The organism is Rhodoglobus sp. GW821-FHT12B09 (assembly GCF_058809925.1).
The window spans coordinates 45,106-58,379 of record NZ_JBXATB010000011.1 but is presented as its reverse complement, the minus strand read 5'-3'; the positions used below and the strand labels follow the sequence as shown (position 1 = coordinate 58,379).

13 protein-coding genes are annotated in these 13,274 nt (G+C 61.3%); 9 read left to right on the top strand and 4 right to left on the bottom strand.

What is annotated here, in order from left to right:
* The first annotated feature begins 4 nt into the window (after positions 1-4).
* The 4 genes from AC1RTC_RS16195 to AC1RTC_RS16180 all read left to right on the top strand — a co-directional run bounded on the left by AC1RTC_RS16195 (position 5) and on the right by AC1RTC_RS16180 (position 3,516).
* A complete protein-coding gene (locus AC1RTC_RS16195; protein ID WP_493157478.1) occupies positions 5-1,597 on the top strand; it encodes an AMP-binding protein in 1,593 nt (530 codons plus the stop codon).
* Positions 1,594-2,061, top strand: coding sequence for a ribose-5-phosphate isomerase (locus AC1RTC_RS16190; protein WP_493157476.1), 468 nt, complete (start codon positions 1,594-1,596; stop codon positions 2,059-2,061). The genes AC1RTC_RS16195 and AC1RTC_RS16190 overlap by 4 nt, the downstream gene beginning before the upstream one ends.
* 10 nt (positions 2,062-2,071) lie before the next feature.
* Positions 2,072-2,827: a triose-phosphate isomerase family protein gene (locus tag AC1RTC_RS16185; protein WP_493157475.1), complete on the top strand. Its 756-nt coding sequence runs from the start codon at positions 2,072-2,074 to the stop codon at positions 2,825-2,827.
* A 419-nt stretch (positions 2,828-3,246) separates the two neighbouring features.
* Positions 3,247-3,516, top strand: a complete 270-nt coding sequence (locus tag AC1RTC_RS16180) for a hypothetical protein (protein WP_493157473.1) — start codon at positions 3,247-3,249, stop codon at positions 3,514-3,516.
* A 19-nt stretch (positions 3,517-3,535) separates the two neighbouring features.
* Here AC1RTC_RS16180 and AC1RTC_RS16175 read toward each other — a convergent pair whose 3' ends face one another.
* On the bottom strand, positions 3,536-4,189 hold the full coding sequence (locus tag AC1RTC_RS16175) for a hypothetical protein (RefSeq protein WP_493157471.1): 654 nt from the start codon (positions 4,187-4,189) through the stop codon (positions 3,536-3,538).
* Positions 4,190-4,293: 104 nt separating this feature from the next.
* Here AC1RTC_RS16175 and AC1RTC_RS16170 point away from each other — a divergent pair, with 104 nt between their 5' ends.
* From AC1RTC_RS16170 to AC1RTC_RS16155, 4 genes are all read left to right on the top strand, one after another.
* The gene (locus AC1RTC_RS16170) at positions 4,294-4,479 is read left to right on the top strand and encodes a helix-turn-helix transcriptional regulator (protein ID WP_493157469.1); all 186 of its coding nucleotides are present in this window, start codon (positions 4,294-4,296) and stop codon (positions 4,477-4,479) included.
* A 4-nt stretch (positions 4,480-4,483) separates the two neighbouring features.
* Complete coding sequence (locus AC1RTC_RS16165; RefSeq protein ID WP_493157467.1) at positions 4,484-4,882, top strand: hypothetical protein; 399 nt, start codon at positions 4,484-4,486, stop codon at positions 4,880-4,882.
* 495 nt (positions 4,883-5,377) lie between these two features.
* Positions 5,378-6,037, top strand: a complete 660-nt coding sequence (locus AC1RTC_RS16160) for a hypothetical protein (RefSeq protein ID WP_493157466.1) — start codon at positions 5,378-5,380, stop codon at positions 6,035-6,037.
* 89 nt (positions 6,038-6,126) lie between these two features.
* A complete protein-coding gene (locus tag AC1RTC_RS16155) occupies positions 6,127-8,580 on the top strand; it encodes an AAA family ATPase (RefSeq protein WP_493157464.1) in 2,454 nt (817 codons plus the stop codon).
* 30 nt (positions 8,581-8,610) lie between these two features.
* Here the strand turns inward: AC1RTC_RS16155 and AC1RTC_RS16150 are convergent, their stop codons facing one another.
* From AC1RTC_RS16150 to AC1RTC_RS16140, 3 genes are read right to left on the bottom strand one after another with little or no spacing between them, the layout of a single operon-like run.
* On the bottom strand, positions 8,611-9,777 hold the full coding sequence (locus tag AC1RTC_RS16150) for a DUF4238 domain-containing protein (RefSeq protein ID WP_493157462.1): 1,167 nt from the start codon (positions 9,775-9,777) through the stop codon (positions 8,611-8,613).
* 26 nt (positions 9,778-9,803) lie between these two features.
* On the bottom strand, positions 9,804-10,169 hold the full coding sequence (locus AC1RTC_RS16145) for an ASCH domain-containing protein (protein WP_493157460.1): 366 nt from the start codon (positions 10,167-10,169) through the stop codon (positions 9,804-9,806).
* A gap of 5 nt (positions 10,170-10,174) precedes the next feature.
* A complete protein-coding gene (locus AC1RTC_RS16140) occupies positions 10,175-11,683 on the bottom strand; it encodes a PIN domain-containing protein (protein WP_493157458.1) in 1,509 nt (502 codons plus the stop codon).
* A 154-nt stretch (positions 11,684-11,837) separates the two neighbouring features.
* Here AC1RTC_RS16140 and AC1RTC_RS16135 point away from each other — a divergent pair, with 154 nt between their 5' ends.
* Positions 11,838-12,983, top strand: a complete 1,146-nt coding sequence (locus tag AC1RTC_RS16135) for a site-specific integrase (protein WP_493157455.1) — start codon at positions 11,838-11,840, stop codon at positions 12,981-12,983.
* Positions 12,984-13,274 lie beyond the last annotated feature (291 nt).

Sequence of the window (13,274 nt, the reverse complement as noted above, 5' to 3'; positions counted from 1 at the left end):
CACCGTGTTCACCAGCCCCTACGACCGAATCGACATTCCTAATGAGTCGGTCTACGACTATCTGTTCTCGCGCTTAGAAGACTCCGACCTTGACCGGGTCGCACTCATCGATCCGACGGCCGACGTCACGCTGACCTACCGCGAGCTGCGATCGCGGATCGACTCTGTGGCGGGAGCGCTGGCTGCGCGAGACGTCGGTCGCGGAACCGTGGTCGCTCTGCACAGCCCCAACTCAGCGGACTTCGTCGTCGCGTTCCATGCTGTCCTTCTCGCTGGTGCAACGGTGACCACGGTGCCCGTGCTCGCCACCTCCGCCGACCTCGAGAAGCAGCTGACCGACGCAGGTGCATCCTGGGTCATATCCGCCGCGACGCTCCTCTCCGTCGCCGACGCCGCGACCACGACACTCGCGATCGACGGCAGTCGCATCATCGTCCTTGGCGAGCAGGAGGCGGGATTGACCACGATGAACGACCTCCTCGCCGAGAGGCGGCCCGCGCCTCGCGTAACAGTGAGCCCCCGCCACGATGTCGCGGTGCTTCCGTACTCCTCCGGAACGACAGGCCTGCCGAAGGGAGTGATGCTCTCGCACCACAACCTCGTTGCCAACGTGGAGCAGGCCCGGCGCGTCATCGATCTCGCGGCCGACGATCGCGTGCTCGCGGTACTGCCGTTCTTCCACATTTATGGGATGACGGTTCTCCTGAACCTCGCTTTGTCGGTGCGGTCATCGATCGTCACAATGCCGCGTTTGGACCTCGCCGACTTCCTGAGCCTGATCGAGCGCCACGGGTGCACATTCCTGTTCGTTGCGCCGCCGATCGTCGTCGCGCTTGCGAAGCATCCGATGGTTGACGACGTCGACGTCTCGAGCGTGCGCACCATCTTCTCCGGGGCTGCACCCCTGGATGGTGCGACCGCGTCGCTGGCGGCTCGACGACTGAACTCTCGGATCCTGCAGGGCTACGGAATGAGCGAACTTAGTCCGATCTCGCACGCCGTGCCCGCGGAACGCCACGACATCCCGGCGGCGTCCATTGGCGTTCCCCTTCCGAACATCGAATGCATGCTGGTCGACGTGGAGACGGGCCGCCCAGTCGGCGAGTTCGGCCCCGACGGTCTGACACCTCCCGGCGAGTTATGGGTCAGGGGCCCCAACGTGATGCTGGGCTATCTGGGTCGTCCTGACGCGACTGCGGAGACGATCGATGCCGACGGATTCCTGCACACCGGCGACGTTGCCGTGATGCATCGGGACGGATGGTTCACAGTCATCGATCGCGTGAAGGAACTCATCAAGTACAAGGGCTACCAGATCGCGCCGGCCGAGCTCGAGGCGGTCCTTCTCGCCAACCCCGCGATCGCGGACGCAGCCGTGATAGGAGTCGCAGATAGCGATGGCGAGGAGATACCGAAAGCCTTCGTCGTCAGGTTGGCCGACGCGCAGCTAGATGAGGACGGCGTGATGTCCTATGTCACGGAGCGGGTGGCTCCCTACAAGAAGATCCGCGCAGTCGAGTTCGTCGACGCGATACCGAAATCCACAGCCGGGAAGATCCTGCGCAAGGAGCTGCGAGCGAGGGAGACGTCGTCATGACCGGATGGAGAATAGTCGTCGGCTCCGATGAGGCCGGGTTCGATTACAAGGAGATTCTCAAGGGGGAGCTCTCGTTGCACCCATTGGTGGACTCGGTCGTCGACGTCGGTGTCGAGCAGGACGGCACCACGATGTACCCGGCCGTCGCCGTGGCCGCGGCGCAGATGGTCGCTCGTGGTGACGCGGATCGAGCCCTCCTCGTGTGCGGAACTGGCTTGGGTGTCGCGATCTCAGCGAACAAGGTCTCGGGTATCAGAGCAGTCACCGCCCATGACAGCTTCTCGGTTGAGCGCTCCGTTCTCAGCAATGATGCCCAAGTGCTGTGCTTGGGACAGCGGGTCATCGGCATCGAGCTCGCGCGTCGGCTGGTGCGCGAGTGGCTGGGCTATCGTTTCGACCCTGCAAGCGCCAGCGCGGAGAAGGTTGCGTCCATCGTGCGGTACGAGCAGACAGCATCGTGTTGAGCGCTTTGCCATGATCGTCGGCATCAACCTCAAGACGTACTTCGGCCATGCGAGAACCCTCGCTTGGGCGGGGGAGATCGGTCACATCCTCTCCGAGTTCGAGACAGTCGCCTCCGGGCTGACCGAAGTTTTCGTCGCCCCATCGATCGTCGCGATCTCCGACACCGGGCGCGAACTCGCCGGTAGTCGCGTGGCCCTCGCAGCTCAAGACATGTCCTCCCACGCCGCGGGTCCATACACCGGGGAAAGCAGCGGCGCGGAATTGCACGAGGTGGGCGTGCGCTTCGTGATCCTCGGTCACGCCGAACGCCGCGCGAATCACAACGAGACGGACATCAGCGTCGCGCAGAAGGCGAATGCGGCGTTCAGGCACGGACTCACCCCGGTCGTGTGCGTTGGAGAAGCTGAGCGCACCAACGCAGCGTCTGCGGCGATCGAGGTCGCAGCGCAACTGGTTGGCACTCTCGGCGCTTCGTCGGAAGGTAAGCGTGTCATCGTGGCGTATGAGCCCGTCTGGGCAATCGGTGCTCCTGCTGCCGCACCATTCGACCATGTGCGCGAAGTGCAGCGTGGTCTCCGCGACCAGCTCGCGACTCTGGGTGTGGCTGACACAAGCGGCGTCATCTACGGAGGAGCTGCCGGACCGGGAACCCTGACTAACTTGGGTGATGATACCGACGGGGTGTTTCTCGGCCGGTTCGTGCACGAGCCGCGGCAACTGCGCGCCGTGCTGCGAGAAGCAGAGCAGTTCCGCCGCGGGTCGTGATGTCGGCGGCTCACGACGGGGCCACAACTGGCTCGCACCAGGGTAGACCGACGCTTCACCGAGGAGCTGTAGAACGGCGGATAGTTGCCGCAGCTCGAATCGCCCTCTCGGGTGGCGGTGAGCTGGATGACCGGATAGTCAACGACATCTCGGAAGCCGCCGGTATCCATCCGTACGCGGTCCGACAGATCTTCCCTACCAATGACGACCTCTTCGAAGCGGTGCACGCGGCTCTGGTTGAGGAATGTGCCTCGCGTCTTCAGGCGGGAGTCGACCGTTTCCGGGCGCAGAGCGAGTCGCTCACATCTGTCGGTGCCGCGAGAGCCCTCGCAGAGGCATGGCCAATCGATCGAGGGGGTGTCACCCTCCGAGCTGATAGGAGGGCGCGGGCGCTCGCTGCAAAGGTCAGCGGACCGCTGTTGCTCACTTCAGAGCGCCGCTTCCTGCAGGCGCTACTGCCGATCGTCGAGAGCCTCATCGAGGCTCTAGGTCGAGCGTTCAACCACAGCGCCGCTCTGGCCACTCGCGTGATCCTGGACACCTTCGAGCGATCATTCGAAGCCTGGATCCTGGAAGGGAACGCTGATTCTCGCTTCTCCGAATCGCCCTATGTTCTTCGCACGCTCCCCGCACTGCTCGAACTGCTCAGCTCACCATCAGCAGGTCCGGGCGAGCGTGGGTTCGAATGACACCCAGCATCCGCTACCGCTAACTGCTCTCCGCCTTGTCGTCGAACACGCTCGGTCGTGAGAAGAGATCTTTGAGGCCGATGACAGTCTTTGGCGACTCCTCCAGATCCCACCCTGCTGACACTAGGTAGTCGTGGAGTCGCCCGAGTTGAGTCTCAGCTAGCGCAAGTCGCTCCTCGAACGTCTCCCGCGACCGAAACGGTACGTCACTCGGATTGTCGCGCTCGAGCTTGATTGACACCGCGAGTCTCTGGACCTCGAGCGTGAGCTCTGTCAGTTCGCGGAGCGCCTCCAGCTCCAACCGAGTTGCTCGCGCCGCGGCTGAACCCCGCGGGTATGTAGGCGTGTTCAGCCCGGCAAGCCATGCATCGAACTGGATTGCGGTGAGGCCCCTGAATGCGTCACTCAGGCCCGGGAGATCTAGCCTGCTGTTCGGATCACCGATGGGCGCGAGTAGATAGCTCGGGGGTACCTCGAGCGCCATGGCGATGTTGAGCAACTGGCTGACATCGAGGTTGATCTTCCGGCCCGATTCGATGTTCTCGATGATCGACTCGGTTACGGAGGCGCCCGTAATGAGCTCCGCGAGCTCGCGGGTGGTTCGAATCCCGCGGGCTCTCCGGGTCGCCCGGATGCGTGCTCCAATCGATACTTCAGCGCTCTGAACCGTCATTACGACAGGCTACCGCGATTCGTGTTGTGAATTCGACGGAGAATGTCTACCGTCATTTCAACAACCAGTTTCAACAGGGGTTGTCGAAACGGACGGAGCGAACTATGGATCAGGATTTCATTCACGCCGAAGAGGTCAAAGAGATCACCGGACTCTCGGTGGCTGCACTCTCACAGATGCGGTACCGCGGCATCGGCCCGAGGTTTTACAAGCCCACCCCGCGCACAGTGCTCTACAAGCGGTCAGAAGTGATCGCCTGGATCGAGGCATCCGCGCGAGCGACTGCCTGACTTCGTGGGCATCTATGCCGTCAAGAGCGCCGTGCTCGAGGCGGCCCGCCACGACGTCGGCAACCCGGCCGCGCGGCTGCTGTTCCACATGGCGGCCGAGTGCTGGGACGAGAAGCGCGGCGACGCTGAGCCCCGCCGCTACTACGCCGGCCGAGCGTCCTCCGCGATCGCTCTCGGCTACCTCGCACCGCGCAATGACTCGGACGCCGCGCGCACCGCGGTGAAGCGTTGCGTGCGCGAGCTGGTCGACGCCGGCCTCATCCGTCGAGTCCGAATCGGACGCAACGGAGTCCCTGCAGAGTACGAGCTCCTGCTCGAATCGAGTCGTCCGGGTACGTCGAGTTCGGTCATCCGGGAGCCGATTCCCTTCCCGAATCGGATGGCCCAGGGGGACGGCTGGTGACCCCGCAGAAGGTCGCCCACCGACCATCTCAGGGGGCCACTTTGTTGCCTTTCAAGGGGTCGCAGGCTTGCCCCTTTAACAGGAGAGAACAGGAATGAACAGAACAGAAGCAGTACGCGCGAGGCGCGCGAAGGCGGAGGTTCGGACTTCGAGAGTGCCGGGAACCCGGAGTCGCGAATCGACGGACTTCGGAAGTCCCGGAGTCACAAAGATTCGTCTGGTCGACGGGATGCTCGGCCTCACGATCATGAGTCGTGCGCTCCTCACAGGGGCTCACTCGGGGCATCCCGCAGTACGTCCCGCATCGGGATGTACCGCGGGACGGGCAATGCCCTGTTCTTCCCTGTCCCACCGCCAGTCCCCGGCAGGGCCGGCTTCCCAACCTCCCGCACCCAACAAGTTGTCCACGGGAGGTTGGGAAGTGAAGGAGTGGCGGTGGGACAGGGAAGAACAGAAAAGAGAAGAACAAGAGATCAAGAGCGAAAGAGGCGACGGATGCTGCAGCTGACGAGTCGGGATGAAGCAATGCTCGACTGGATGAACGTGGTCAGACTGGCCGACGTCGACGCGATCCGGTGGGCGCTGTCGGCGTACCAGGACGACCACGACGACCCGGTGAGCGTGCGCCGCGCGAACCACTGGATCGCGCGGATGGCGGAGCTCGGGTATCTGGGGCGGGTGCGGCCTGTGTATCGCGATCGGCAGATCGTGTGGCCGACCTACCAATCTTCCGGGCGTGCGGCGCCGCGCCTCTTCCGCCAGACGATGCGGCACGAGTTGGCCGTTGCCACCGTCTCTAGTCGGTATATCGCGGCAGGATTCGGATGGGCTCGCGACCACGCGCTGAGCGGAGGACACACTACCGATGGAGTCGCATCCTGGGGGGATACGACGGAATTGGTAGAGGTCGAACTGTCCCTAAAGGCACGTGGACGATACCGGTCGATTCATGCTGACCACTCTCGTCGGCTAGAAAAAGACGAACGCCTGTGGATTGCGTACTTCTGTGGACCCGGGATGGTGAATGCGATTTCCAGAGATGCTGACCACCTGATTTTCAGGGAGCAACGCGGGCGAGTGCGAGCGGTCGAGAGTTTTGACCAGCGGGGCAGCTGGCTGTCGTCCGTCACCTTGAGTATCCCTTCTTCTGCGTGACCTGGCCCACAGTTCATGCGCGGGTGTCAGCCGGGGGTGCCAAACTGGGTGCCTGAGATGCGCTCAGGAACTCGCCCGAAGGACTTGGAATGCGACTTACCCGAATCGATGTCCGCTTCTTCCGCTCATTCAACTTCGACTACGAACTCAAGGCACGAGATGCAAGCGAGCCGGCTGCTTGGGAAGAGTCGGATCCATGGTTTCCGTTTGTTCGTGTTCCCCTCGATCCGGAAATCACAGCGATCGTCGGAGCAAACGAGGCTGGCAAGAGTCAGCTTCTGTTAGCGATCAAAGCATCGCTAACCGGCAGCCCGATTGAGCGAGCGGATTTCTGCAGATACAGCGAGCGCTACTCCGTGAAGGCAGGGGAGATTCGACTTCCGGAATTCGGGGGAACATTCACGCTCGAGAAGGAAGAAGCTAGCCCTCCCGGAGTGCCGCAGCTCGACGGCGTGAGGGAATTCACGCTCTACCGTCCAGGACTAGGAGAACCGTTCCTCGTGGTCGACGACGCAGCGATCCCGCTGTCCGAAGCAGAGCTTGTAAAACTGGAGTCTGCACTACCCACGTTCTATGAACTAAAGACAAATCTGGCAATTCCAGACAGCGTCTCCATCGCCGAGTTGGCCGGAGAGCCAAGAGTCCTCCTCCAAGATCGGAGCCACAGAATCGGCCTATTCGAGACTCTGTTTGGTCTAAAGAATGCCACCGACGATGTCGTAGGAAAGGCCGTGAATCCGTCCCTTACAGCAGGCAAAGACCCCGCGACCGTGCAAGCTGAGGTCAAACGCAAAGCGGAGTTCGAGCTCGCTCGACAGCTGCTGGTTGATGCGGCCGGGATTGATGAGCAAACCTTCACGGAGCTTAGAGAGGCCATTCGATCTGGTCGAGAGGGTCAGGTGGAAGCGATCGTCGGAGGCATCAATTCCGCGATCAAGGAGAACCTCAACATTCAGCGGTGGTGGACTCAAGACCGCGACTTCGACCTCCTTGTCGAGGCGCGAGAGCACGAGTTGGCGTTCACCATCCGGGATCGCACGGCATCCAAATATTCATTTGGTGAGCGCAGCCAGGGGCTCCGTTTCTTCCTGAGCTATTTTGTGCAACTCACGGCACATCGCCTCAAGAATGAGAAGCCGGACATTTTGCTGCTTGACGAGCCTGATGCCTTTCTCTCGAGCGTCGGCCAGCAGGATCTCCTGCGAGTGTTGCACGACTACGCGCTTCCGGAGGACGGCGGCCCTATGAGTCAGGTGGTGTATGTCACGCACTCACCCTTTCTGATCGACAAGAACGCACCGCAGCGCATTCGAGTCTTGGACAAGGGGTCAGAAGACGAAGGAACGCGCGTCGTTAGGGATGCCGCAAACAATCGCTATGAGCCGCTGAGATCTTCCCTTGGTGCCCATGTTGCCGAAACCGCGTTCATTGGTGGCCAGAATCTTTTTGTAGAAGGACTCGCCGATCAGGTCTTGATCGCGGGCGTGTCAGCTCACATCGCCAAGAGGGAGAGGACGACCGCCGGCGTCCTCAACCTTAATGACGTGACCGTAGTCGCCTCTGGAGGCGCGGACGGAATTCCTTATATGGTCTACCTCGCCAGGGGGCGCGACTCAGTGAAGCCTCCTTGCGTCGCCTTGCTGGATGGCGACAAGGCCGGCAAGGATGCCGAGAAGGTTCTCAAACGGGGTGAAGCCCGAAAACGGCGAGTGCTGAAAGACGAGTACATTGTGCGTCTTGACAACTGGGCGCTGGCATCGGGACTCACGTTCGACACTGGGATTGTCGTGGAGGAGATCGAAGATCTAATTCCGCTTGTTCTAGCCCGACGCGGGGCACTGAATTTCTTGGCTCGGTTCACGGACCTCACCGAGGTTGACACGTCGGCTTTCACCCTTGAAAGCCTAGAAGCCGCCGTCACTGATAACGGCGGGAAGGTTTGGAACGCGCTTGATGGCTGCTACACGTCGAGCTTTCCAGGCGAGCACATCGAGAAGGCAGGTTTGGCTCGTGAGGTTGTGTCGCTCCTAGGGCTCGATGAAGATGTTGAGGGCGCCGATGCCTTGCGCGAGCGCTTCGGATCCCTCCTCGGTTTGCTCGCTCGCAAACTGGAAGACGCGTTTGAAGAGGAAGAGCGCAGCAGGAACGACGATCGCCTAAAGCGAGCCGTAAAGAACTTCGGCCGAAACTACCCGCACGGGATGAAGAAGCACGATGCCTCGAAGCTCGTCCGCGAGATCGAAAGCGCAATTGCTGGTGTCGATTTCGCTGGAGACTTGTACGCCAAGGCTCAATCGATCTCGAGAGACTTCGAGCTCACCGATCTGGCAAATCCGAACGTGCCGCGCTTCGATGAATTCCGGGAAATCATCCGCAGCTTCGGCACGAGCGAACGGCTTCTCTATCAGGATGATGCGCTGAAGGACCCCGCAGCGGAGCTTGAGGCCCCGCGCGATTCCGCAATTGCCGAGAAATCCGGGCCGACGCTCCCGGACACGCCCGGTGCTCCGGTCGTCGAAGGGCCGGTTTCAGTAGGCCACTGACCTTCGCCGGTTCGCGGTAGGTCATTCCGCCTAACCTCGACTCCACTCCTCCATCAGCGCTTGCTCCTCTTTCGTGGGAGTCGGCGCATCGGGCACGGCGCCGTGCCACCATCGGTCCACTACGCGGGACGGAGCGCCCGGTTGACCTTCCCAACGCCTCGGCGTCCAGAAGCGGTACAACGTTTCGCCGTGTTCGTTCGAGCTGAATACCTCGGACTTTACGGACGGCGGGGCCTCGGGCAGAAACAACTTCTCCGCTATCGAATCCCCTGGAGACGAGATCGCGAAACTATGAGCATTGGCGAGGATCGAACAATTCAGGTCGAGGGTCTCAGCCGTGTTTAGTGTCGACCCAGGTTCGAGAGGAGGATCGAGATCACGTCGGTAGAAGGCCAAAACCGCGAAGGGGCCTATGGGGAAGGCGAGAATTGGAGTGCCCCAGACTCCGGCCATCAACCGCGGTCGACCCATGTCTTCGTGTAGCTCGACGACTGGCTCATCGCTGGTGATGATGGATCTCGTTGTGCGGTACAGGGCGATCGTTCTTGTGGTGAGAATCCCAGCCACGTGAGTGGCCATCTTGGCCGAGGTCTCTAGATCTTCTCCGCGCGACAGCGGCAAGCGTGAAGGATCTCGACGGAAGGTCGCGACATCTTCCACCAGCCTTTCGAGGTCCTTGCTAGCGAACGGACGATCGGCATCGAATAGCTCCTTGGCTAGGCGGGCGGGACCGACCGTGTCGAGAACGCGATGCATTTCCTCCGCAAACATTGCCCGGCGGCGGAGTCTCGCAAATCGGCTGCGGGTCATCAAGGAGGCGACGAAGAGACACAGCCACTCCTGCGCCACTTCGTCCATAGTCGCGACACCGTGCTCATCGATGTGCTTCAGTACCGCCGCCGCTTGGCCTTCAACTTCAGAATGCCAAGCCTCCCAATAGACCGGCGAGCCCCCAAAGGCTCCTTCCTCATCGCGATAGAAGTCGGTCTCCGTCGCAGCTCGACTCGGGGAGAGTTCGAACGAGTTGCGACCGCGTAGAAGATCGGTCACGCGTACCCGGTCGTCTACGGCCCATCTCTCGAGATAGAAGCGCGGAATGAGATGGTGACGACGAGGCTCCTGACCTGATGCGGTCATGGCGGCTGCGTTGCGGGCGGCGACCTCCCATAGGTTGTACGGCTCGGGCTCACTGGCCATCGCGCCCACCTAACACCGGGTTCGATTTAGGCAACTGTCAGATAAGAAAAACTTTGGGGGATCGCAGGTGATGGATCGAGCTCCCGAAGTCCGTGAGGGCTTTGGTATTTCTTTACCCAAGAGATTACAAACGCGACACCGGTGTCCCGATCACCGTAGTAGCGGTGGAAATCGGTCTCGTCGATCTCGCCGACATCACCGAAGGAGTCCCAGAGACTCTCTGGGTGATCTACTACCGTTCGCTCGATTCCGAATTCGCCTATGACCTTTTGCACGGGGCTCGTCGCATAGATGAGTACGGTCGTGACGTCTTTGGCTAGGGCCCGCTTGCGGAATTCAACCTTCTTGATTCCGTCGACGATTGCGTTCGCGAAGTTGGGATGAATCGCCATGAGCGCTACTCGAGAAGTCTGTTGACTAGCCATTGCTTTCCCTCCGTTGACGCAACCTTAGTTATCGATTGAGGTGGCCCATTCAAGACTTGCTGGCCAATCAATTCTTCGAGGGAAATGACCGGCGCGATCAGCCTGTCCTGCCGGAACATGACTGCCAATAGACCTTTCGCCGCCATCTCTTCGATATCGCGCAAGGTGTACACAGTGCGCGAACCCACGTACGCCGAGACCTCTTGCGCGCTAGTCGATCGGAGGGTGGACTCTACGATTCCAGCCGCATAAAGATAACCGGCACCGCCGACCTCCGGGCGTGAACGATAGAACACGACGAGGTCTCCTTCGGAAAGAAGGTTTGACTTCGTGTTCGATAAGTATGCCTTTCGGATCGCGCTACCGACCGGGCGTGGTTCGGCCTCCAGCCCCATCAGCGTGGGTTGGATCGTGAATTCTGCTCCGATGCTCTCTGGGAAGAGCTCATCGAACCACCGAGGAATGACCGGAACCACGAAGACGTCCTGGGTCGGCCTGAGAGCGGGAGGGCCGTAGAGAGTATGAAACTCTAGGTCGCTCATCTTGTCGACGATCTTCGGGTCTGGTGCGAAGTCCTTGACTAGGACGATCTCTCCTCGTTGGGTGGTCCCTGCTTGGTAGAAGCCAAAATCAGCCAGAAAACCCGCGAGTACGTCCAAATGTCCATGAACCTCGACGAAGAGATGGTCTACGCCGTCTGCCACGCACCAAGCGAATACCGCCTTGAGGAGTAATTCGCCGAGTTTCAGCCCGCTCGACGCCGTGTCGACCTTGTAAGTCGCGAGCTTTGCCACCCTCCCGGTGAGGTGGAGGGGAGGAGGTTCCTCGCGCCTCTTCACCAGCGCAACTGCCCTGTAGGAGCCGAGCGGGTCGAGGACCACCCAGCACAGTCGCCCGTCGGCATCCGGGCGTACCTTTTCCGCCATCCATTGGTCGAATTCAGGGTAGTCGTCGCGAATGGAGGAGAAAATCTCCTGACTCTCGTCGATGGAATACGAGGGAAGTTGGTCCACGTAGGGGAACGGGTCGGGGACCGTTTGTACTAGGGCCTCCAACATGCTGACGGCTTCGGCGAGACCCAGCACCGATTGGCCCAGGCCCGCTCGAGTTGCGCGACGTTTTAGCCCGACATCTTCGGTCACAAGGTACTCGACGCTAGAACGCTCGACCGCCGCCATAAGTCTCAAGTCGCGGTGATCATTTGAGCCTGGGAGGCTCGATCCGGCTAGGTTCTCAAGACCCTTAACGATCGGCGCCTCGGCTAAAACCGGATATTTCTTGAGTGCTGCTTCGTTGTGCGCCCTTCGGGCCTCGTCGCCTGTTTCGGCGAGATCGTCTTGGACGGCGGGATGAACGAATAGTTGATGGCCTTGAAAATGAACGAGCTCGTAAAACCTCGCGGCGATTGCGTGGCCCTGCTCGCGGCGACCGTCCAACGGCTCGATGGCGATGAAGACATTGGCATCAACCAGGAAGCGCACGCGGAGCCTCCTTCGTTGAGCTGCGGCCAGGTATCCGGACACCTGAGTTTAGAAGGTGAGGGCGCCTCGCCACGGATGTGTGGCTCTTTCATGAAAGTCCGGCGAGTGGGGTTGAATGGGCTCATGAGCGAGGTCAGGTAGTTCCTTGGGTAGCGTGACCCCATACGACACATCAACCGGTCGCCGGTACCGGGTCCGCTATCGCCTGCCGGACAACTCGCAGACCGACAAGCGGGGGTTCAAGACCAAGCGGGAGGCCGAGCTCTTCCTCGCCAACGTCGACGTTGCGAAGTCGCGCGGTGAGTTCGTTTCTGCCAGCCAGTCGCGAATCACAGTGGGGGAGTGGGCCGAGCAGTGGCTCGCTACTCAGGTGCAGCTCAAGCCATCCACGCGCAACGGCTACGAGTCGATAGTGCGCTCGGCCATCGTGCCGAAGTGGGGCACCACCCCACTCGCCGGCCTAAGCCACGCGGGCATCCAGAAGTGGCTGGCCGAGGTCTCCACGCGAGCCGCGCCGTCGACGACGCGCAGCTACCACCGCGTGCTGAGCATCATGCTGAAGTACGCGGTGCGCGACGGCCGCATGACCCGCAACCCCGCAGACGGCGTGAAGTTGCCCCGAGTCGTGCAGCGAAAGCATGGCTACCTCACGCACCCGCAGGTGCATCAGTTCGCCGAGCTCTGCGGTCCTGACGGCGACGTCATCCTGTTCCTCTCCTACACGGGCCTCCGCTGGGGCGAGATGGCTGCTCTGCGCGTGATGGATCTCGACATGCTCCGTCGGAGGGTGAATGTCGACCAAGCGGTCACTGAGGTCGGCAGTGAGCTCGTTTACGGAACACCAAAGAATCACAGCCGCCGGAGCGTCCCGTTCCCGAGCTTCCTGAGTGAGCTGCTCGCCGCTCGGTGCGAGGGCAAGGCGAAGAGCGATTTCGTCTTCACCGCGCCCGAGGGCGGCCCGATCCGGAACAAGAACTTCCGAGCCCGACGGTTCGAGCCGGCGATGGCGAAGATGCTCGAGCTGCACCCCGACCTCGTTCGGCTCGTGCCGCACGACCTTCGTCACACTGCGGCGAGCCTGGCGATCTCGGCGGGCGCCAACGTGAAGGCCGTCCAGAAGATGCTTGGCCACGCCTCGGCAGCCATGACGCTCGACGTCTACGCCGACCTCTTCGATGATGACCTGGATGCCGTCGGAGAGGCCCTCAGCGCCGTGGGCGCTCCAGAAGTTGTGGGCAAAATGTGGGCACGGAGCGAAATCAAGTCGGAAACGGTGATCTCGATGAACAAGAAAAGCTGATCTGACCAGCTAAAAAGGTGGTGGGCCCGGTGGGGCTCGAACCCACGACCCGCGGATTATGGGTCCGACGTTTCGAGCGTTGTCGACCTCTTCACGCGGCAGCCGCTGAGCGCCTGACCTCGCGCAGGCAAGCCTACCGAGACGCTATCCGGCTAGCGCTGGCGAGCAAAAGTCCACTTACGCGGGGGAGCGGCAGACGTGCCTGTCTACTTACTATCAGGCATGGACTGGGAGCAAGTGCTCTCGGACTACGCGACTCACCAACGCGCCGCTCGGCTCTCCGAAAAGACG